This window comes from Sphingomonas sp. GW821-FHT12D09, assembly GCF_058807215.1.
In genome coordinates this window covers 1,549,184-1,567,947 of record NZ_JBXAQL010000001.1, presented here as the reverse complement: position 1 = coordinate 1,567,947, position 18,764 = coordinate 1,549,184, and the positions used below count along the sequence as shown (strand labels likewise).

21 protein-coding genes are annotated in these 18,764 nt (G+C 67.3%); 8 read left to right on the top strand and 13 right to left on the bottom strand.

Annotated elements, in window-relative coordinates; translation table 11 throughout:
* Positions 1–10: 10 nt before the first annotated feature.
* From AC1RPL_RS06980 to AC1RPL_RS06965, 4 genes are all read left to right on the top strand, one after another.
* On the top strand, positions 11–688 hold the full coding sequence (locus tag AC1RPL_RS06980) for a DUF4166 domain-containing protein (protein ID WP_493068524.1): 678 nt from the start codon (positions 11–13) through the stop codon (positions 686–688).
* Between the two features lie 101 nt (positions 689–789).
* Positions 790–1,098, top strand: coding sequence for a hypothetical protein (locus AC1RPL_RS06975; RefSeq protein ID WP_493068523.1), 309 nt, complete (start codon positions 790–792; stop codon positions 1,096–1,098).
* Positions 1,095–1,496 carry a thiol-disulfide oxidoreductase DCC family protein gene (locus AC1RPL_RS06970; RefSeq protein ID WP_493068522.1) on the top strand — a complete coding sequence of 134 codons (402 nt, stop codon included), beginning with the start codon at positions 1,095–1,097 and terminating at the stop codon, positions 1,494–1,496. Before AC1RPL_RS06975 ends, AC1RPL_RS06970 begins: the two co-directional genes overlap by 4 nt.
* On the top strand, positions 1,493–3,097 hold the full coding sequence (locus AC1RPL_RS06965; protein WP_493068521.1) for a saccharopine dehydrogenase family protein: 1,605 nt from the start codon (positions 1,493–1,495) through the stop codon (positions 3,095–3,097). The genes AC1RPL_RS06970 and AC1RPL_RS06965 overlap by 4 nt, the downstream gene beginning before the upstream one ends.
* Here AC1RPL_RS06965 and AC1RPL_RS06960 read toward each other — a convergent pair.
* The 6 genes from AC1RPL_RS06960 to AC1RPL_RS06935 all read right to left on the bottom strand — a co-directional run bounded on the left by AC1RPL_RS06960 (position 3,094) and on the right by AC1RPL_RS06935 (position 6,929).
* On the bottom strand, positions 3,094–3,573 hold the full coding sequence (locus tag AC1RPL_RS06960) for a hypothetical protein (RefSeq protein ID WP_493068520.1): 480 nt from the start codon (positions 3,571–3,573) through the stop codon (positions 3,094–3,096). The genes AC1RPL_RS06965 and AC1RPL_RS06960 overlap by 4 nt on opposite strands.
* An 86-nt stretch (positions 3,574–3,659) precedes the next feature.
* The gene (rpsI, locus tag AC1RPL_RS06955) at positions 3,660–4,217 is read right to left on the bottom strand and encodes a 30S ribosomal protein S9 (RefSeq protein WP_493068519.1); all 558 of its coding nucleotides are present in this window, start codon (positions 4,215–4,217) and stop codon (positions 3,660–3,662) included.
* The gene (gene rplM / locus AC1RPL_RS06950) at positions 4,217–4,696 is read right to left on the bottom strand and encodes a 50S ribosomal protein L13 (protein WP_180147937.1); all 480 of its coding nucleotides are present in this window, start codon (positions 4,694–4,696) and stop codon (positions 4,217–4,219) included. Before rplM ends, rpsI begins: the two co-directional genes overlap by 1 nt.
* 135 nt (positions 4,697–4,831) lie before the next feature.
* Complete coding sequence (locus tag AC1RPL_RS06945; RefSeq protein ID WP_493068518.1) at positions 4,832–5,596, bottom strand: hypothetical protein; 765 nt, start codon at positions 5,594–5,596, stop codon at positions 4,832–4,834.
* Positions 5,590–5,904: a divalent-cation tolerance protein CutA gene (gene cutA, locus AC1RPL_RS06940; protein WP_493068517.1), complete on the bottom strand. Its 315-nt coding sequence runs from the start codon at positions 5,902–5,904 to the stop codon at positions 5,590–5,592. Before cutA ends, AC1RPL_RS06945 begins: the two co-directional genes overlap by 7 nt.
* Positions 5,901–6,929, bottom strand: coding sequence for a COX15/CtaA family protein (locus tag AC1RPL_RS06935; RefSeq protein WP_493069097.1), 1,029 nt, complete (start codon positions 6,927–6,929; stop codon positions 5,901–5,903). The genes cutA and AC1RPL_RS06935 overlap by 4 nt, the downstream gene beginning before the upstream one ends.
* Before the next feature lie 201 nt (positions 6,930–7,130).
* Here AC1RPL_RS06935 and AC1RPL_RS06930 point away from each other — a divergent pair, with 201 nt between their 5' ends.
* Positions 7,131–8,855 (top strand): arylsulfatase, encoded by a 1,725-nt coding sequence (locus tag AC1RPL_RS06930; RefSeq protein WP_493068516.1) that lies wholly within the window; start codon positions 7,131–7,133, stop codon positions 8,853–8,855.
* Positions 8,856–8,924: 69 nt separating this feature from the next.
* On the top strand, positions 8,925–10,466 hold the full coding sequence (locus AC1RPL_RS06925) for an N-acyl-D-amino-acid deacylase family protein (RefSeq protein ID WP_493068515.1): 1,542 nt from the start codon (positions 8,925–8,927) through the stop codon (positions 10,464–10,466).
* Between the two features lie 110 nt (positions 10,467–10,576).
* Here AC1RPL_RS06925 and AC1RPL_RS06920 read toward each other — a convergent pair whose 3' ends face one another.
* From AC1RPL_RS06920 to AC1RPL_RS06890, 7 genes are all read right to left on the bottom strand, one after another.
* The gene (locus tag AC1RPL_RS06920) at positions 10,577–11,773 is read right to left on the bottom strand and encodes a serine hydrolase domain-containing protein (protein ID WP_493068514.1); all 1,197 of its coding nucleotides are present in this window, start codon (positions 11,771–11,773) and stop codon (positions 10,577–10,579) included.
* Positions 11,774–11,882: 109 nt separating this feature from the next.
* Positions 11,883–13,811: a 1-deoxy-D-xylulose-5-phosphate synthase gene (gene dxs / locus AC1RPL_RS06915; protein WP_493068513.1), complete on the bottom strand. Its 1,929-nt coding sequence runs from the start codon at positions 13,809–13,811 to the stop codon at positions 11,883–11,885.
* A gap of 93 nt (positions 13,812–13,904) precedes the next feature.
* Positions 13,905–14,363: a Fur family transcriptional regulator gene (locus tag AC1RPL_RS06910; protein ID WP_493068512.1), complete on the bottom strand. Its 459-nt coding sequence runs from the start codon at positions 14,361–14,363 to the stop codon at positions 13,905–13,907.
* 50 nt (positions 14,364–14,413) lie between these two features.
* On the bottom strand, positions 14,414–14,800 hold the full coding sequence (locus AC1RPL_RS06905; RefSeq protein ID WP_493068511.1) for a MerC domain-containing protein: 387 nt from the start codon (positions 14,798–14,800) through the stop codon (positions 14,414–14,416).
* Positions 14,801–14,868: 68 nt separating this feature from the next.
* Complete coding sequence (locus tag AC1RPL_RS06900) at positions 14,869–15,849, bottom strand: alpha/beta hydrolase (RefSeq protein ID WP_493068510.1); 981 nt, start codon at positions 15,847–15,849, stop codon at positions 14,869–14,871.
* 170 nt (positions 15,850–16,019) lie between these two features.
* Complete coding sequence (locus tag AC1RPL_RS06895) at positions 16,020–16,697, bottom strand: RBBP9/YdeN family alpha/beta hydrolase (RefSeq protein ID WP_493068509.1); 678 nt, start codon at positions 16,695–16,697, stop codon at positions 16,020–16,022.
* Positions 16,698–16,806: 109 nt separating this feature from the next.
* Positions 16,807–17,271, bottom strand: coding sequence for a lysozyme (locus AC1RPL_RS06890; RefSeq protein ID WP_493068508.1), 465 nt, complete (start codon positions 17,269–17,271; stop codon positions 16,807–16,809).
* A gap of 93 nt (positions 17,272–17,364) precedes the next feature.
* On the opposite strand from AC1RPL_RS06890, the gene AC1RPL_RS06885 reads away from it, so the two are divergent.
* Together AC1RPL_RS06885 and AC1RPL_RS06880 are read left to right on the top strand one after the other, a co-directional pair.
* Positions 17,365–18,135, top strand: a complete 771-nt coding sequence (locus AC1RPL_RS06885; RefSeq protein ID WP_493068507.1) for a TlyA family RNA methyltransferase — start codon at positions 17,365–17,367, stop codon at positions 18,133–18,135.
* Between the two features lie 65 nt (positions 18,136–18,200).
* Positions 18,201–18,758, top strand: a complete 558-nt coding sequence (locus AC1RPL_RS06880; RefSeq protein WP_493068506.1) for a TspO/MBR family protein — start codon at positions 18,201–18,203, stop codon at positions 18,756–18,758.
* Positions 18,759–18,764: the final 6 nt, after the last annotated feature.

The window sequence follows — 18,764 nt, the reverse complement described above, 5'->3', positions numbered from 1 at the left end:
GAGCGGAGTGATGCAGGCGGTCGCGCGGGGAATGCTGGCCCGATACGCCGATTGGCACCGCGTTTCGGCGCCATGCCGCGACGATTGCGAGAGCCCATTCGCGCGGCTGCTCGGCGAGCGCTGGCTGTTCCTGCCGCCCGCCACGCGCCGCCGCTTCCTGCGCAAGATCGTGCCCGGCGCCTGTGTGAGCTATCTCGGCGAAGTCGTCGAATGCCGGATGAGCCGGGCAGGCTGGATGCTGGCCCAGGCCGCGCGGCTGATCGGCGCGCCGCTGCCGCTGGGGACGGACATTGGAGTCTCGGCGAGCGTTAGCGTCACCGCCGATGCCGAGGGGCAGGGGCAATATTGGACGCGGCAATATGGCCGTGCACAGGGTTTTCCACAGGTTATCCACAGCGCCAAGCGCTTCGCCGGACCGACCGGCATTGAGGAATATCTGGGGCTTGGCGTGGGCATCGCGTTGCGGCTCGAGGAAGCGGGCGGGGCCCTGCTGTTCGTCAGCGATCATTATTTCGTGAAGCTCGGGCGTGCGCGGGTGCGGTTGCCCGGCTGGGCGATGCCGGGCGCGCTGACGGTAGGGCATATCGATATCGGCAGCGGGCGCTTCCTGTTCAGCCTCGACCTTGTCCACCCATGGCTTGGCGCGCTGGTCCACCAGCTCTGCGTGTTCGCGGATCCGGCGGAATGAGGGGGCAGCGCACGTTGGGCCCCGTTGTGGTAGCGGTCGTTGCTGCAAGCGGCGCGGGGACGTTCATCGCTACGCTTGCAAGCGGCGGCATCAACCTATTCATGCCGGTGGTCTTCGTTTTCGGGCTGCTGGTGGCGGGGGCTCATTATATATTGCTTGGCCTGCCTTTCAGCCTGCTCGTGATCGCGCATGGCCGTGTCCGGTGGTGGAACATGGCACTGGCCGGCCTGCTGATCGGAGGCCTTCCAGTTCCACTGCTGATAGCGTGCACGGCGCGCGATCTCGATACGCTTGCGCTCGCTAGCCTGGCACCGATGGCGCTGTTCTTCGCCCTCGCGGGTTTGGCCGACGGCCTGGCATTTCGCGTTTCTTACGGCGCTGAAGAAGGCGAGGAAGGGGACGCAAAATGAGCGACGCAGGGCCGATCATCCTGTTCGACGGCGTCTGCGTGCTGTGCACGACCAATGCCCGGTTCGTGCTGCGGCATGACAAGCGGGGGTATTTCCGGCTGGCATCGGTGCAGAGCGAGGCGGGGCGGGCGCTGTGCCGGCGCTTCGGGGTCGATCCCGAGTATCCGGAAACGATGCTGGTTATCGAGGGCGACAGCGCGCGGCGAGATAGCGATGCGGTGCTGGCGATCGCCGAGGGGCTGGGCTGGCCGTGGCGGGCGCTCGGCGCCCTGCGCGTCATCCCACAGGGCTGGCGCGATGCAGCGTATCGCCGGATCGCGCGCAATCGCTATCGGTTGTTCGGCAAGCGCGAGACCTGCTGGCTGCCGAGCCCCGAGCAACGGGCGCGCATCCTGTGAGCCGCATCCTTGTCATCGGCGGCTATGGCGGGTTCGGCGCGCGGCTGAGCCGGCGGCTGCTAGCGGCGGGCCACACGGTGCTGGTCGCTGGCCGGAGTCATGCCAGAGCCGCGGCCTTTTGCGTGGCACATCCAGGCGCCGAGCCGATCGTAGCGGACCGGACGGGCGGCATCGGCATGGTGCTGGCGCGCGAGCGGCCCGACCTGGTGATCGATGCGGCGGGGCCGTTTCAGGGCAGCGGCTATATCGTGCCCGAGGCATGCGTCGCGATGCGCATCCCCTATCTCGACCTGGCAGATTCGCGCGATTTCGTCTCCGGGATCGGCGCGCTCAACAAGGGCGCGGACGTGGCGGTGCCGATCGTCAGCGGCGCTTCGAGTGTGCCGGCGCTGTCGAGCGCAGTAGCGCAGGCGCTGGCGAAAGGACTGCCCCGGATCGAGCGCGTCGATGTCGCGATCAGCGCCTCCAACCGGGCAGTGGCGGGCCCCTCGGTGGCGGCGGCGATCCTTTCCTATGTCGGCCGGCCGGTTCGGATATGGCGTGGACAGCGCTGGGTTCAGGCGACGGGCTGGCAGGAGCTGCGCCGCGAAACCTTCGCGATCCTCGCGCAGGCGCCGCTCCGACGCTGGATCGCGCTTGCCGAAGTGCCTGACCTGGCGTTGATGTCCGGGACATTGCCCGGCAGCCCTGCGGTGACCTTCCGCGCGGGTACCGAACTCGGCTTCCAGATGCTTTCCCTGTGGGCGCTAAGCTGGCCGGTGCGCTGGGGCTGGCTGTGCTCGCTGCGTGGCGCCGCGCCGTGGCTGCACAAGCTCCAGCGGATCACCGCCTGGGCGGGGAGCGATCGCTCGGCGATGTCGGTGACGCTCTCGGGCACCCGCGTTGAGCGGCGCTGGACGCTGATCGCGGACAAGGGCGATGGACCCGAGATCCCGACGCTCGCGGCGCAATTGCTGGCCGGGGATATCCTGGCGGGCCGCGTGCCGCCCGGCGCGCGCGATGCGGGCGGATTGCTGACGCTCGACCGGTTCGAGCCGCTGTTCGCCGGACTGGCGATCCGCCACGAAACCGAAGATCGCGCGCTCGTTCCGCTCTATGCTCGTGTGATGGGCGCACGCTTCGATGCGCTGCCAAAGCGGGTGCGCGAAATGCACGACCTGTCCGGCGATGCCGGCGCGGCAGGCGAGGGGGAGGTGCGCCGGGGCAAGGGGCTGGCCTGGCTGGTCGGGCGGGTGATGGGCTTTCCGCCGAGCGGCGCCTATCCGCTCCACGTCGCCTTTGCCGCGCGGGCCGGCAGAGAGCATTGGACCCGGGACTTTGGCGGCCATGCCTTTTCGAGCGAACTCAGCCTGGCCGGGCAGTGCGTCACGGAGCGCTTCGGCCCGCTGCGCTTCGCCTTCGATCTGCCCTCGGGCGGGGAAGGGCTGGCAATGGCGCTGCGTCGCTGGACAATAATGGGCGTTCCGATGCCGCGCTTTCTGGGCCCGCGCATCGCGGCGCGCGAATGGCAGGAGGACGACCGTTTCCGCTTCGAGGTGGGCGTGGCGCTGCCGCTGCTGGGCGAGGTGGTCCACTATAGCGGCTGGCTGAAGCGCCTCTAGCGCAGCCAGCGCGCCATGTGCGGATAGGCAGGGCGGCCGAGCCGCTCCGCATGATGCGGTTCGGCGCTCATGCCGTAATATTGGAGCATCGGCGCGCCCGGCATGGAGTCGCCCGCCTCGATCAGCGCCTCGCCGCCACCCTTATAGCCTTCGTCATGGAACAGGATGCGCGCATCGATCCCGATCGCGCGAGCGGCGGCATAGGACCAGGCGATCGCCGCCATCTCTTCGCCGGGATCGTCACGGACCTCGCACAGCATCGGCCGGTCGGCCGGATCGGTGACGGCGATATGCCCCGCCTCATGCAGCAGGTCGCCGGGAAAGAATGCGCGCGCCGGATCGATCACCAGCCCGCCATCGCGCACCGCGATGCCCGGCAGGAAGCTCTCGCCGGCGATTCCGCCCTGCGTCACTGGAATCCCGATCGCGTCCAGGAAAGCCAGGATACGGATCGTGTCGGGATGGTCGAGCGCCATGGGGCCAGGCTAGCGGCCACGCGCATAAACGAAAAGGGGCGGCCCGTTGCCGGACCGCCCCAATTCGGTTGCAGTTGCCGAGGCGCTTAGCGCTTCGAGAACTGGAAGCTACGACGGGCCTTCGCCTTGCCGTACTTCTTACGCTCGACGACGCGGCTGTCGCGGGTCAGGAACCCGGCGGCCTTGACCGGCGCGCGCAGGATCGGCTCGTAGCGGGTCAGTGCCTGGCTGATGCCATGCTTGACCGCGCCGGCCTGGCCCGAAAGGCCGCCGCCCTTGACGGTGGCGATCACGTCATACTGACCTTCGCGCTCGGTGATGCCGAACACCTGGTTGATGACGAGGCGCAGCGTCGGACGTGCGAAATAGACTTCCTGGTCACGGCCGTTGACCGTGATCTTGCCGGTGCCCGGCTTCAGCCAGACGCGTGCGACGGCGTCCTTACGACGGCCGGTCGCATAAGCGCGGCCATATTTGTCGAGCTCCTGCTGGCGCAGGACGGCGGGGGTCGACGGCTCGTTGATCTGGCCGGCCAGATAGGCGTCGGCTGCGGCGTTCGACGAAGCCTGAGCCTCGGTGGCAACGGCCTGCTCGCCGGCGGCGATCGAGCCCAGGTCGGAAAGGGACTGGCGGTTGTCGGACATTATGCGCCCACCTTGTTCTTGCGGCTCATGCCGGCGATGTCGAGGACCTCGGGGTTCTGGGCTTCGTGGGGATGCTCCGAACCGCCGTAGATGCGCAGGTTGCGCATCTGCTCGCGGCCGAGCGGGCCGCGCGGGATCATGCGCTCGATAGCCTTTTCGAGCACGCGCTCGGGGAAACGACCCTCGAGCACCTTGCCCGCGGTGATCCCCTTGATACCGCCCGCATAGCCGGTGTGCTTGTAGTACACCTTCTGCGCCAGCTTCTTGCCGGTGAAACGGATCTTGTCCGCGTTGATCACGATGACATTGTCACCGCAATCCACGTGCGGGGTGAAGCTCGTCTTGTGCTTGCCGCGCAGGACGTTGGCGATCACGACGGCAGCGCGGCCGACGATCAGGCCGTCGGCATCGACGATATGCCACTTCTTCTCCACCTCGGCCGGCTTCGCCGACTTGGTGGTCTTCATCAGCGCCTTCATTGGGCGAGACCTTTCCAGTATGAAACGCGAGCGCGCCACCCTCTCGGGCAGCGCGGTTGATGGCCCCTCTGACGATTCGCTCGTGAAAAGTCAAGAAATGCGTGGGTTTGCTGACAGGTATCTGGATACCAGGCGTCAGCGGGCGATGCGTTCGACGGTGGTCAGCGTGACGCTCAGCTTCTCCAGCCCGCCGGCAAGCGTCCGCACGGTCTTGCTGCTGCGAAGGATCAGGCCGGTGCGCGGATCCATCTCGGTGACCTTTTCGAGTGCCACCGTATCGGAAGATGCGCTGGTTGCGCTACGGACCAGTCCGCCGGGCAGCGGCGCCACGGTACGCGTGCCGTCGAGCGGCGCGGCGCTGCCATAGGCGGAGCTGGCCGGCAGGCGGATCGGCTCGGTGCCCGGGCGCATGCCCTCGCCCGCAATCGCTGCCGAGATCAGCGAGGCGAGCATGGCGCGTTGGCGCTCGGCGGGGAGCGCGCGCAGCGGCGCTGCGATCCTGGCAGCGAGCTTGGCGCGGTCGGCGGGGGCGAGGACGCGGCGCTCGGCGGCGACCTCGGCGATGCGTGCGCAATAGCGTTCCCATAGCGCCGGCATCCCGTCGATCGCGGTCGGCACGCCGGCGCGGTCGAGGTGGAAGACGATCGGCACGCCGATCAGCGCGGCATAGCCGGCCTCGTAGAGCGCGCCGCTGCTGTCGGGCGTCTCGCCGGAGGCGGCGCGCAATGTCACTTCGGCGCGGTAGCCGGCGCCCTCCTTAGCGAAGCTGAGTTCGCGTTCGAGGCGGAAGGCGCGGGGACCTTCATGGTGCTCGCTGACCACGCGAAGCGGTGTGTCGATCGGTGGGGCGAAGCTGGCCGTGCTTGCCTGGAGGACAATCGCGGCGAGCAGCATCAGCACGTCTCGCCCTCGATCCAGGCGCCGGCCGCAGGGCTGGTCGTGGCGGCCCAGCTTTCGATCACTGGCAGCTCATAGGGGTGGAGCGCGGCGATCCGCTCGCGCAGCCGGGTGGCGAGCATCGGGCGGGTCTTGAAGAGCACCGGCACTTCCTCCGCGCGCTCCAGGCTGCCGTGCCAGAGATAGAGCGACGTGCAGGGTGCCAGGATATTGGCGCAGGCGGCGAGGCGCTCGGCAAGCAGGGTTTCCGCCACGCGCTCGGCATCGGCGCGGGTCGCGAAGGTGACGTAGAAGAGCGTCAGCTCGCTCAAGCGCGGCGGCTGCCCGCGGCGTGCGCGCCCCAGACGGTCGCCATCACCACCAGCGCGCCGGTGAGCTGGTGCAGCGCGGCGAGCCAGATCGGCACGCCGGTCATCACCGTGGCGATGCCGAGCAGGATCTGCGTGCCGAACGCAGCGTGGATCGCGATCGAGGCGGGGCGGTTGCTCGCGCGGACCTTGCGGGCGAGCAGGATCAGCCCGGCTACGGCCACCCAGGCCCACCAGCGATGGATGAAGTGGACCATTGCGGGATCGGAGAAGAGCACATGGCCGAGGCTCTGGCCGGCCTGGCTGGTGCCGGGGAAGAATTGCCCGTTCATCAGCGGCCATTGGTCGGTCACCAGCCCGGCGCGCAGCCCGGCGACGAGCGCGCCGTAGAAGAGCTGGACGAAGAGCAGGGCCAGCACACCGGCGCCCAGGCCGGTCAGCCGGGCCGGCCGCGCCCGCGAATTGCGGTTGAGCGCCAGCAGGTCGAGCGCGGTCCACACGATCCCGCCCAGCGTGAACAATGCGGTGAGCAGGTGCGCGGCGAGCCAGAAATGGTCGACCGAGGTGCGCACCGTGTTGAGCCCCGACTTGACCATCCACCAGCCAAGCGCGCCCTGCAGTCCGCCGAGCGCGAGCAGCGCGACCAGACGCCAACCATAGCTCCTGGGGATCGCGCGGCGGATGGCGAACCACAGCAGCGGCAGCGCGAAGGCCAGGCCGATCACCCGGCCGAGCAGCCGGTGGAGATATTCCCAGAAGAAGATGTTCTTGAACTCGGCCAGGCTCATGCCGCGGTTGAGCTGCTGATACTGGCCGATCTGCTGGTAATGCGCGAACTCCGCCTGCCACTGTGCATCGTTCAGCGGCGGAATCGCTCCGGTAAGCGGCTTCCACTGAGTCATCGACAGGCCCGATTCGGTCAACCGCGTGATGCCGCCGATCACCACCATCAGCACGATCAGCGCCGCCACGACAAACAGCCAATGGGCAAGCGCGCGGGGGCGGGCGGTGGCGGGCAGCGAGGTCATCTTAAGCACCTGGCGGGTTTAGTGCCGATGCACGGCCAAGGCGAGTCCCGTGCGGGCGGGATTTGACCGGCGCCAAATCAACGGCTCGTGACAGTTTGCGACAACTATGCTATTGATATGATAATTAAGGCTGCTAGCCTCTTCCTGCACGCGAACATCGGCAATAGCCGAGTCCGCACCCGTATAGTGAGAGGGATCGTCATGAAGCCTGCGCATATCCGCCGTCTGCTCACCCGTGCATGCGGCACCGCGCTCACGATCGCCGCCTGCGCCCTGCCGCTGCAGACCGGCGCCCAGACCGCAGCCAAGCCCAAGCCGATCAAGCCCCAGGCGACCCGGCCCAATGTGATCGTCATCCTGCTCGACGATGTCGGCTTCTCGGACATCGGCGCGTACGGCAGCGAGATCCCGACCCCCAATATCGATGCGCTGGCCAAGGGCGGGCTGTCCTTCACCCAATTCTACAACAGCGCGCGCTGCAGCCCGTCGCGTGCTTCGCTGCTCACCGGCACCTATCCGCACCAGGCGGGGCTCGGACATCTGGAGGGCACGGACTTTCCTGGCGCGCAGGGGCTGCAGAGCCGGCTGCTCGACCGGGTGGTGACTCTGGCCGAAGTGGCGAAGTCCGCCGGGTACTACACGGCGATGGCAGGCAAATGGCATGTCGGCATGGGACACGGCGTGGCGCCGTGGCAGCGCGGCTTCGATCATTCGACCGTCACGCCGTACGGCGAGCTCTATTTCCCGAACCAGCCCCAGCCGATCGCGCAGAACGTGTTCATCGACGGCGAAAAGGTGCCCGCCAGCTCACCGCGTGTCGGCACCGGCGAATGGTATTCGGCCGACATGTTCGTCGACTGGCAGACGAAGTTCTTCAAGCAGGCCGAAGCGGAGCACAAGCCATTCTTCCTCTACATGCCCTTCACCTCGGCGCACTTCCCGCTGATGGCGCCGGCGGAGGATGTGGCGAAGTTCAAGGGCAAGTACATGCGCGGCTGGGATGCGATCCGCCGCGAGCGGTTCGCGCGGCAGAAGAAGCTTGGCATCATCGCCGCCGATGCGGAACTGCCGCCGGCGCTACCCAACACCTATGACTGGAAAAGGCTGACGCCGGAGGACAAGGACCGGTTCGACACGCTGATGGCGGTCTATGCCGCAGTGATCAGCCGGGTCGACCGCGCGATCGGTACGCTGGTCGAGCGGCTGCGCCAGTCCGGCGAGCTCGACAACACGCTGATCCTGTTCATGCACGACAATGGCGGCAACGGCGAAAGCGGGCCCGATGGCCGGCTGAACGGCAAGGGCACGCCCGGCAGCGCGCAATCGGTGGTGTGGGCCGGCATGAACTGGGCGACGCTGCAGAACACGCCCTTCCAGTATTTCAAGCACTTCACCGAGGAAGGCGGCATCGCGACGCCGCTGATCGCCTATTGGCCCAAGGGCATCGGCGCGAAGCAGCGCGGTACCCTGGTGCGCGAGCCCGGGCATCTGATCGACGTGATGCCGACGCTCGTCGATGTGGCCGGCGCGACCTATCCCAAGAGCTTCAACGGCCATGCGATCATCCCGATGCAGGGACGGTCGATGGCGCCGGCCTTCGCCGGCAAGCCGCTCACCCGCGACAAGCCGATCTTCTGGGAGCATGAAGGCAACCGCGCAGTGCGCGACGGCCAGTGGAAGCTCGTCGCACGCTTCGAGCAGCCCTGGCAGCTGTTCGACATGGCGAAGGACCGCGCCGAGATGCATGACCTCGCCGCCACCCAGCCGGAGCGCGCCCGCAAGATGGCTGCGCAATATGATGCTTGGGCCGCGAGCAGCTATGTCGATCCCTGGAGCGAGGCCTATGAGAAGAACGGCAATGATCGCCCGCGGATGAACTGGGGCGGCCGCGAAACGCCGGCGCGGCCCTATGCGCTCAAGCCATGAGGCTATGCAGCCTTAGCGGTTCGCCTCGCTCAGGCTTGCGCGCATAGTCGCCCGAAAAGGGGAAGCGGCATGATCCAGCGAGTGACACGGCGGCAGGCGATCGGCGGAGCGGTGGCGGCCGGAGGACTGGCGATCCTGCCCGACCTGTCCGCGCTGGCGGCCGAACCGGCGACGCTTTTCCGCGAAGTACTGCTGGTCGACGGCACTGGCGCGGCGCCCAGGCTCGCCAATGTGCTGGTCGCGGGAGACCGGATCGTCAGCGTCGATGCGCCCTCTGCCAAGGGAAGCGCGGGCCGGGTCGTTGCAGGCGAAGGCCGCGTGCTCGCACCAGGGTTCATCGACATGCACAGCCATGGCGACCCGCGCGAGGACAGCTACGAAGCGTTCCTGGCGATGGGCGTCACCACGATCACCCTCGGGCAGGACGGTAGCGGGCCGCGGCTGGGCAGGGATCTCGATCCCCGGTCCTGGATGGCGGCAGTCGATCGCGCGCCAATCGACCTAAACGTCGCGCTGCTGTCGAGCCACGGCACGCTGCGCCGGGCGGCGGGGGTACCGGATTCGGCCCGCAAGCCCGATGCGGCCGGGCTCGCGCGGATGGCGGCGCAGCTCGACGCCGAGCTGAAGGCTGGGGCGTTCGGCTTGTCCTATGGCCTCGAATATGTGCCGGGCATCTATTCGGAGACGGCCGAGCTGACCAATCTCGGCAAGGTGATGGCGCGCCATGGCGGGGTGGTGATGAGCCATATGCGCTCGGAGAATGACGAGGACATCCAGGTGTCGATCGACGAACTGATCGCGTCGTCGCTGCCGGCGCGGACGCATATCTCCCACCTCAAACTGGTGTTCGGCAAAGGAGAGGCGCGGGCACGCGAGCTGCTCGCCTATCTGGCGGAGAAGCGCCGCCAGGGGATCGACCTGACCGCCGATCAATATCCCTACGAGGCCGGCTATACCGGCATCGCAATTCTCTTCCCCAAATGGGCGCTGCCGCCGACCGACTATGCGAAGGTGGTGGCCGAGCGCCGGCAGGAACTGCGCGACTATCTGGTGCAGCGCATGACCCGGCGTGGTGGGCCCGCGGCATTGCTGATCGGCACCGCTCCCTACGCCGGCAAGACCTTGACCCAGGCGGCGCAGGAGGCCGGGCTCCCTTATGCAGACTTCCTGATCAAGATCGGCCCACAGAGCGGATCGGGCGCGCACTTCACCCAGGACAAGGCGCTGCAGGACGTGCTGCTCGTCGATCCGCACGTTGCCTTCTCGACCGACGGCGGCCCCGGCATGCGGCATCCGCGGGCGACCGGCACTTATGCCAAGCTGGTCGAGGAATATGTCGTGCGCGACCACAAGCTGACGATCGAGGAGATGGTCCGCAAAGGTACGGGCTACCCCGCGCACATTCTGCGCCTCCGCGACCGCGGGGTGATCCGCGCGGGGTTCAAGGCGGACCTGATCCTGTTCGATCCGGCCAGGGTGAAGGCGCGCTCGACCTATGTTGACCCGTTCGCCAAGGCCGAGGGCTTCGACCTGGTGATGGTGGGCGGCCAGAGCGCCTATGAGGGCGGCGCGCGGGTGGGGAAGAACGGCAAACTGCTGCGGGCGCGGTAGTCTCCTTTGTCATCGTCATCCCGGCGAAAACCGGGACCCAGAGCCACAAAGGTCACGGCTCGCGATCCTGGGTCCCGGCTTTCGCCGGGATGACGATCACGGAGAGCCGGTCAGCGTTTGCCCGCCGCCGCCTTGCAAAGCTTGTCCGTCGCCAGCGCCACCCGCGATTCCGGCATGTCGCGGTTGCTCGGGTCATTCTCCACGCCGCGCGTCTCGGTGTTGAAGGTGAGCAGGCTGCCGATGTGCTGGTCCGGGCACAGGCTCAGATAGGCGCGGAAGCCATTCTGGTCGCCATTGTGGCCGATGATGCGGATGCCATCGGTCCTGTCGAGGAAGAAGGACAGGCCGCTCCAGGTCGTGGAGGCCATGCGGCCCTGGCTGAAGTCCTCGCCGGCGCTGATCTGCGGCTGCCACATCTCCTCGATCGACGCGCGCTTGAGGACCAGGTCATATTCGGCGCTGCGCTCGGGGTCGCCGAGCAGGAAGGCGACGTACTTCGCCATGTCGGGCAAAGGCGCGTTGAGCCCGCCATTGGAAACGGTCACGCCGGTGTCGGCATCGAAACGCGCAGGCATCCGCTTGCTATCGCGGATGTAATAGCTGTGGGCACGGTGTGGCAGGAGGTAGGGCGGCGTACGGTCGAAATAGCTCGACGGCATGCCGAGCGGGCGCAGGATATTCTTGTCGATATAGACTTCGAAATCCTCGCCCGAGAGCCGCTCGATCACTTGGCCGAGATAGACGATGCCCGGGTTGGAGTAGCTGAACCGGCTACCGGGTTTGAACTGCACTTCGGTGTAGGGGATCATCGCCTTGAGCTGCTCCCAGCCCGGTGGCTCGAAGGGCTGCCATTCCTTGTCGCGCCACGGCCAGGAGCCGTTCCTGAAACCCGCGCTGTGGCTCATCAGCTGGCGGATGGTGATCGCGCCGGGGTCGCCGAACGGATCGTGCACCCCGGCAAGCTCGGGCACATAGCGGATGATCGGATCGTCGAGCTTGAGCAGCCCGCGGTCGCGCAGTTGCATGATGGCGATGCCGGTCATCGTCTTGGTGATCGACGCCCAGTGATAAATGGTCGCGGCATCGACCGGCACATGCGCGTCGGCATCCTGCTCGCCGAGATGATCGGCGATCACGGTGCGGCCGCCCCGGATCACATAGAAGCTGCTGCCGGCGATCCCGGCCTTCGCCACCTCGGCGCGGTGGAGCGCCCGGAAATCGGCGACCGCCTTGTCGAAGCCGCGATCCTGCGCCGCGACCGGCGTGGCGACGAGCGCCAGGAGCAGGAGAGCATGGCGGTAGAACATCGGAAAATCCCCTGGCCCGTGGCGAGGCGGTGAGGTTGGCTGCCTCACGCGCCGCTGTCCACGGGATCAGGGATTTGTCGGCAATAACCAGCGGTTATCGCGGGCGGTCTCAGGCGCGGGCGCCGCCGCCCGCTACATTGGCTTCGTTGTACCGCAGCGCCTTGAGCACCGTTTCGACGATATTCTCGGACTGGAGCCCGGCCTCGGCGTACTGGACCTCGGGCTTGTCCTGGTCCTGGAAAATATCCGGCAGGCGCATCGTGCGCAGCTTCAGCCCCGCGTCGATCAACCCCTGGTCGCTCGCCATGGTCAGGACATGCGCGCCGAGGCCGCCGATCGCGCCTTCCTCCACCGTCACCGCCACCTCATGGCTGGTGAGCAGGCGGCGGATCAGTTCCTCGTCGAGTGGCTTGGCGAAACGAAGATCGGCGACGGTGGTCGAGAGCCCCTTGGCCTCCAGCACCTCGGCCGCCTCGAGCGCTTCGGCTAGGCGGGTGCCGAGCGAGAGGATCGCCACGGTCTTGCCTTCGCGGACGATGCGGCCCTTGCCGATCTCGAGACGCTGGGGAACGGTAGGCAGCTCGACGCCGACGCCGTTGCCGCGCGGATAGCGAACGGCGATCGGGCCGCTGTCGTGGAGCGCCGCGGTGTGGGTCATATGGACCAGCTCGGCCTCGTCGGCCGCGGCCATCACTACGAAATTGGGCAGCGTCGCCAGATAGGTGACGTCGAAGCTGCCGGCATGCGTCGCGCCGTCGGCACCGACCAGCCCGGCGCGGTCGATCGCGAAGCGGACCGGCAGGTTTTGGATCGCCACGTCATGGACGACTTGGTCATAGGCGCGCTGCAGGAAGGTCGAGTAGATCGCGCAGAAGGGGCGCATGCCCTGCGCGGCGAGGCCCGCGGCGAAGGTCACTGCATGCTGTTCGGCGATGCCCACGTCGAAGGCGCGGTCGGGGAAGGCCTTGGCGAAGCGGTCGACACCCGTGCCCGAGGGCATCGCAGCGGTGATTGCGACGATCTTTGGGTCGCGCTTCGCTTCCTCGATCAGCGCGTCGCCGAACACGTTCTGGTATTGCGGCGGGCCCGGGGGCGCCTTGGCCTGGGCGCCGGTGATCACGTCGAACTTCTGGACGCCGTGATATTTGTCCGCCGCCGCCTCGGCCGGGCCATAGCCCTTGCCCTTCTTGGTGACGACATGGACGAGGATCGGGCCCTCGGCGCTGTCACGGACATTATCGAGCACCGGGATAAGATGCTCGAGGTTATGGCCGTCGATCGGGCCGACATAATAGAAGCCCAGCTCCTCGAAGAGCGTGCCGCCGGTGACGAGGCCGCGGGCGAATTCCTCGGTCTTGCCGGCCGCAGTGGTGAGGCGGCGCGAGAATTTCTGGATCGCGCGCTTCGCCAGGCTGCGCAGGCCCATATATTCCGACGACGACACCATCCGCGCCAGATAGGCGGAGAGCCCGCCCACCGGCGGCGCGATCGACATGTCGTTGTCGTTGAGGATCACGATCAGGCGATTCCCCGCCGCTTCGGCATTGTTCATCGCCTCATAGGCCATGCCGGCGCTCATCGCGCCGTCGCCGATCACCGCGATGCCCTTGCCGGGCGTGCCTGCCAGCTTGTTGGCGATGGCGAAGCCCAGCGCCGCCGAGATCGACGTCGAGCTATGCGCCGCGCCGAACGGGTCATATTCGCTCTCGCTGCGCTTAGTGAAGCCGGAAAGCCCGCCACCCTGGCGCAGCGTGCGGATGCGGTCGCGGCGGCCGGTGAGGATCTTGTGCGGGTAGCATTGATGGCCGACGTCCCAGACCAGCCGGTCTGCGGGGGTGTTGAAGACGTAATGGATGGCGACAGTCAGCTCGACCACGCCAAGGCCGGAGCCGAGATGGCCGCCAGTCGTGCCCACGGCCGAGATCGTCTCGGCGCGCAGCTCGTCGGCCAGCTGGCGGAGCTGCTGCGGCTTCAGCTTGCGCAGGTCATCGGGGGTATCAACGGTGTCGAGCAACGGCGTGCTGGGAAGATCGGCCATCCGATGTCCCTTACTCTTCCGATTTGGGGAAGTCGAACCTTGCGGTCATGGATTTTGCGTGCAGGCGGTGTGCAGGCCGCGCCGTAGCGGCGGTCAGTCGCAGTCGGCGCATTTGCCGCGCACTTCGATCACCGGGCGCTCGGGCGAGAAGCCCGCACCCTTGGCAGCGGCGCGCACCGTCTTAGTGATCGAGTCGTCATCGATATGCGTGGTCTGGCCACAGCTGTCGCAGACCAGGAAGATGCAGTCGTGCAGGCAGTCGGGATGCGTGTTCGCCATATAGGCGTTGGCGCTTTCCACCCGGCGGGCGAGATTCGAGCCGACGAACAGGTCGAGGATCCGGTAGACGCTGTTGGCGGCGACTCGGCGGCCTTCCGTCTTGGATACGGCCTCGGCGATGTCATAGGCGGAAGCCGGCTTTTCGAAGCCCGCCAGCGCCTCGAACACGCGCTCGCGCATGGCAGTCCATTGCTCGCCGGACTTCTCCAGCGTCACCTGGGCGGCCTTGGTCAGGTCGTTGCCCTGGTGCTCATGATGGTCGTGTGCGTGCATGAAGCTGATGTAGGCCAGAGGGGCCTGCGCGGCAAGTTGCCTACGGACCCTTAGTAGGTCGCGCGACGGTTGAGATCATGGCCCAGCGCGACCAGGCTCACGCCCACCAGCGTCCAGAAGATCTCGAAGTCGCCATGTGGCAGCGACAGCGCGCCAGCCATGATGCCGAGCCCGAAGGCGCCGACGATCGCCGGGGCCATATAGCCATGGCTCATCACGCCGCGGGTCAGCGCGAAACCGCCCATGCCGATCGCCAGGACGAGCCCGACTTCGTGGATCGCCGGGTTGAGCAGGCCGCCGGCCGATGAGATCACAGTGAGCAAGACGGTGGTCGTGATGCAATGGACCAGGCACAATCCGCTGATCCCCATCGCAATGCGATCGAGACGTGCATCGATACCGCCCCAGAAGCGGGCTAGTGGAAGACTCACCGGCATGGGCAGCGATATAGGGCAAGCGCGTTAAAGATACAACATAACATCGCGGCGATTTATCGCGGGTGCGATCAGCCGAGCAGGCCATGTCCCTTGGCCCAGGCGAGGAACAGCTCGGGCCAGGCATGCGCCGGCTTGCCTTGGGTGCGCGGGCCCCAGCCGAAGCCGTGGCCGCCCTGCTCGAAGAGATGTGTCTCCACCGGCACCTTCATCGCCTTGAGCGCGGCACAGAGGGCGAGCGTGTTCTGGATCGGCACCGTGGCATCGTCCTCGGCATGGCAGAGGAAGCAGGGCGGGGTGTGCGGCCCGACCTGGCGCTCGGGTGAATGCTCGGCGGCCATTTCCGGGCCTGCATCCTTGCCGATCAGCAGGTTGCGCGAACCGATATGCGCGAAGCCCGGGTCCATCGAGACGACAGGATAGATCGGCGCGGCGAGTATCGGGCGGATATCGAGCGTGTCGGCTTCGTCCACCGGTTCGTATACCTTGCGCCCGAAGCGCACGGCGAGATCGGCACAAAGGTGCCCGCCGGCGGAGAAGCCCATCGCACCGACGCGCGCGGGATCGACCTTCCACTTCGCCGCCTGATGCCGGATCAGCCGCATTGCGCGCTGGGCGTCCGCCAGGGCGACGTTGCTCGGCTCCTTCCAGGGATCGCCGGGCAGGCGATAGAACAGCACGAACGCGGTGATCCCGCGCGCAGCGAGCCAGGGGCCGAGTTCATAGCCTTCCTTGTCGACCACCACCCGCGCATAGCCGCCGCCGGGGATCACGAGCATCGCCGCGCCGTTCGGTTTGGCCGCGCGGAACACGTCCAGCCGCGGCGTGCGGATATGATCCATTGCCCGGTCGGGGAAATTGGGATCGGGATTGCGGACCGCGACATGGTCCTGGAAACCTTTGTCGAGCAGACCGGGCGCGTCGCCTGGCCATAGCGGGAAGCTGGCATCTGGCGCTACCGGGCCGGCGGGCGGCGCGGCGGCGGCCCTGGCGGCGAGGGGAAGCAGCGGGCCGGCCAGGCCGGCGGCGGCGAGCAGGTCTCGGCGATCCATGGCGCGGGTCTAGCGCCGCGGGGGAGACTGCGAAAGCGGGGAAAGGGCGCGGGGTAGGCCGGGTGACGCTCTAGGGTACGCCACCCGGCCACGCCCGCAAATCCTATTGTAGGGGATTTACGGGCAGTTACCAGTGCCGTGCGCCGGTTGGGGCCGGGCACACGGCAAATTCATGCATGCTGGCCCAGATAATGGCTTTGCGCGGCATCCGTAGCGTTAATCGCGAGCAAGGAACGCGCATCGGCGGCGGAGCGGACGCGCCCGCTGCGGTCCGATGCAGCGTCGAGCACCCGGTCGAGCAGCGCCTGGCCCTCATGCCACCAGCCGATGCCGCTGGCGGCATTGAGGTGCCCCTGGGGTCCTGCATCGACGAAGAAGCTGCCCCAGCCCTTGGCGAGTTCGCGGGCGCGGTCGAGGCTGATCCAGGGATCGTCCTGGCTCGCCACCGTGATCGAGGGGAAGGGGAGCGGCTTGGCGGGTACCGGCGCGAAGCCGGCGAGCTCGGGCTTCACCTCGGAGCGATCGACATCGGCCGGGGCGACGAGCAGCGCGCCCGCCACCGGCCAGCCAAAGGGTTGCGGTGAAAGCTCGGCCCACCAGGCGACCGCGAGACAGCCCAGGCTGTGCGCGGCGAGCACCACCGGCGCCTGGGCGCCGCGGATCGCCTGGTCGAGCCTAGTCACCCAGGCATTGCGGTGCGGCGTGTTCCACATGCCGAGCTCGACTCGACTGGTGTCGGGGCGGGACTGCTCCCACAAAGTCTGCCAGTGCGAAGGCCCCGAGCCGCCCAGCCCGGGAACAGTGAGGACGAGCGGCGAATGGTCGTCTAGCGGGGAGAAGATACTCATCACTTTGCGCTCCACGGGAGGGCAGGCCGGAGCGTCAAATGTATTCCCACTGTTTTGATAGGCAATAGGCTTGCGCCGGATCGAAGGTCGGCTGCGCCAGGCCGTTCGGTCAGGGCTTCTCGTAGAGCGCCTGCTCCGCCGCACGGCGCCTGACCAGGCCGGGAAGCACTTTGCCCGCCGCCCGGTTCCACAGCGGAAACTGTCCCGCCGCGCCGGTGAAGTCGCCGGCCTTGTGAAGCCGCAGCAGCGTGCTGTTGGCCAGGTTCTGGACCCCCAGATTATAGGCGAAGTCGACCATCGCATCGAACTGGTTCTGGCTGGTAGGTGCAGTGCCGATCACCTCCGAAACCCTGGCGGCAAAGGCGGTCACGTCCGCCTGGAGCCGCGCGTCGCACTGGGCCTGGGTCCAGACGAGCCCCTGCGCGATCCCCACGCCTGTAGAGCCCCAGCCGATCGTCCAGGGCTCCGCGCCGCTGCCGGGGTCTGGATAGGCGGCGAAGTTGCCGTTCGGCTGCTGCTTCGCGCAGCCTTCGAACTCCTGGATCAGCGCGAGGCAGGCCGGGCTCGGCGTCATGGCAATTCTCCCCTTTTCGCTGCCATCCTGCATCAGCCGCCCTGCGAAGGCGCGCGGCTTTGCATCCGAAGCGGTTCCACCTAAGGGGATTCCATGTCCAAGCAGCGCGCCGATCAGATGCTCGTAGACCGCGGCCTCGCCGAGAGCCGCAGCCGTGCCCAGGCGCTGATCATGGCCGGGCTGGTCTTCAATGGCGACCGCAAGGTCGACAAGCCGGGCCAGCAGCTTCCCGAAGAAGCGGTGCTCGACGTGCGCGGGCGCGACCATCCCTGGGTGTCGCGCGGCGGGGTCAAGCTCGCCCATGCGCTCGATCATTTCGGCTGGGACGTGACCGGTACCGTCGCGATCGACGTCGGTTCCTCGACCGGCGGCTTCACCGATGTGCTGCTCAGCAAGGGGGCTGCGCGCGTCTATGCGGTCGACAGCGGCACCAACCAGCTCGCCTGGAAGCTGCGCCAGGATCCCCGCGTGACCGTGCTCGAGCAGACCAGCGCCCGGACCCTCACCAACGGGCATATCCCCGAGGCCGTAGACATCATCGTCTGCGATGCGAGCTTCATCAGCCTGGCCAAGGTGCTCGAAGTGCCCTTCCGCTTCGCCCGCCCCGGTGCACGGCTGGTCGCGCTGATCAAGCCACAGTTCGAGGCCGGGCGCGGCGAAGTGGGCAAGGGCGGGGTGGTGCGCGATGCCGCAGTGCACGATCGCGTCTGCCGCGAAGTGATCGAATGGGTCGCCGCGCAGGGCTGGGCGGTCGCCGGAATCACCACCAGCCCGATCACCGGCCCCGAGGGGAATGTCGAATTCCTGATCGGTGCGACGCGTGCTGATACCGCTAACCAGGATCAAGCTGTGGACGCCCGATAGCAGTGCTTGCCTTTCGGCGCGCTGCACCATAGCCCTTTCATTCTGGGGACGATCGGAGGTTTAAGTTGAGGGAAATCGCATCGAAGGGCCAGCTGAGGCTCGCCTATCTGCGATGGGCCGTGGTGACGGTGCCGTTCATCCTGCTGCTCGGCTTCACGTCTGCGCGTCTCGCTCCGTCGGGCAGCGCCAATCCCTGGTTCGCCAAGCTGGTGAAGCCGGCGATCATGCCAGAGGAGTGGGTGTTCCCGGTCGCCTGGACCGCGCTCTACATCCTGATGGGTCTCGCCCTTGCGATGATCATCAACGCCCGCGGATCGACGCTGCGCGGGCCCGCGCTCGTCGTCTTCGCGGTGCAGATGCTGGTCAACCTGATCTGGTCGCCGGTGTTCTTCGGCATGCACCAGGTCGTGCCGGCGCTGGCGATCCTCGGTGCGCTGTTCGTGCTCGCACTGATCACCTGCATCCTGTTCGCGCGGATTCGCGCCTTCGCTGCGGTGTTGCTGCTGCCCTATCTGGCCTGGATCGCCTTTGCCGGCGTTCTGCTGTATCAGGTCCACCAGCTCAATCCGAACGCCGGAAGCCTTGTATCTGCGCGTCCGGCTGACGAAATACAGATCAAGTGATCGCGT

What these genes read in the sequence shown, in the direction of transcription:
- AC1RPL_RS06885 (WP_493068507.1), top strand. Translation starts at nt 17,365, where the DNA reads ATGTCCAAGCAGCGCGCCGATCAGATGCTCGTAGACCGCGGCCTCGCC.
- AC1RPL_RS06970 (WP_493068522.1), top strand. Translation starts at nt 1,095, where the DNA reads ATGAGCGACGCAGGGCCGATCATCCTGTTCGACGGCGTCTGCGTGCTG.
- rplM (WP_180147937.1), bottom strand. Translation starts at nt 4,696, where the DNA reads ATGAAGGCGCTGATGAAGACCACCAAGTCGGCGAAGCCGGCCGAGGTG.
- AC1RPL_RS06930 (WP_493068516.1), top strand. Translation starts at nt 7,131, where the DNA reads ATGAAGCCTGCGCATATCCGCCGTCTGCTCACCCGTGCATGCGGCACC.
- AC1RPL_RS06920 (WP_493068514.1), bottom strand. Translation starts at nt 11,773, where the DNA reads ATGTTCTACCGCCATGCTCTCCTGCTCCTGGCGCTCGTCGCCACGCCG.
- dxs (WP_493068513.1), bottom strand. Translation starts at nt 13,811, where the DNA reads ATGGCCGATCTTCCCAGCACGCCGTTGCTCGACACCGTTGATACCCCC.
- AC1RPL_RS06960 (WP_493068520.1), bottom strand. Translation starts at nt 3,573, where the DNA reads ATGGCGCTCGACCATCCCGACACGATCCGTATCCTGGCTTTCCTGGAC.
- AC1RPL_RS06890 (WP_493068508.1), bottom strand. Translation starts at nt 17,271, where the DNA reads ATGACGCCGAGCCCGGCCTGCCTCGCGCTGATCCAGGAGTTCGAAGGC.
- AC1RPL_RS06975 (WP_493068523.1), top strand. Translation starts at nt 790, where the DNA reads ATGCCGGTGGTCTTCGTTTTCGGGCTGCTGGTGGCGGGGGCTCATTAT.
- AC1RPL_RS06925 (WP_493068515.1), top strand. Translation starts at nt 8,925, where the DNA reads ATGATCCAGCGAGTGACACGGCGGCAGGCGATCGGCGGAGCGGTGGCG.
- AC1RPL_RS06980 (WP_493068524.1), top strand. Translation starts at nt 11, where the DNA reads ATGCAGGCGGTCGCGCGGGGAATGCTGGCCCGATACGCCGATTGGCAC.
- AC1RPL_RS06895 (WP_493068509.1), bottom strand. Translation starts at nt 16,697, where the DNA reads ATGAGTATCTTCTCCCCGCTAGACGACCATTCGCCGCTCGTCCTCACT.
- AC1RPL_RS06910 (WP_493068512.1), bottom strand. Translation starts at nt 14,363, where the DNA reads ATGCACGCACACGACCATCATGAGCACCAGGGCAACGACCTGACCAAG.
- AC1RPL_RS06900 (WP_493068510.1), bottom strand. Translation starts at nt 15,849, where the DNA reads ATGGATCGCCGAGACCTGCTCGCCGCCGCCGGCCTGGCCGGCCCGCTG.
- rpsI (WP_493068519.1), bottom strand. Translation starts at nt 4,217, where the DNA reads ATGTCCGACAACCGCCAGTCCCTTTCCGACCTGGGCTCGATCGCCGCC.
- AC1RPL_RS06935 (WP_493069097.1), bottom strand. Translation starts at nt 6,929, where the DNA reads ATGACCTCGCTGCCCGCCACCGCCCGCCCCCGCGCGCTTGCCCATTGG.
- AC1RPL_RS06905 (WP_493068511.1), bottom strand. Translation starts at nt 14,800, where the DNA reads ATGCCGGTGAGTCTTCCACTAGCCCGCTTCTGGGGCGGTATCGATGCA.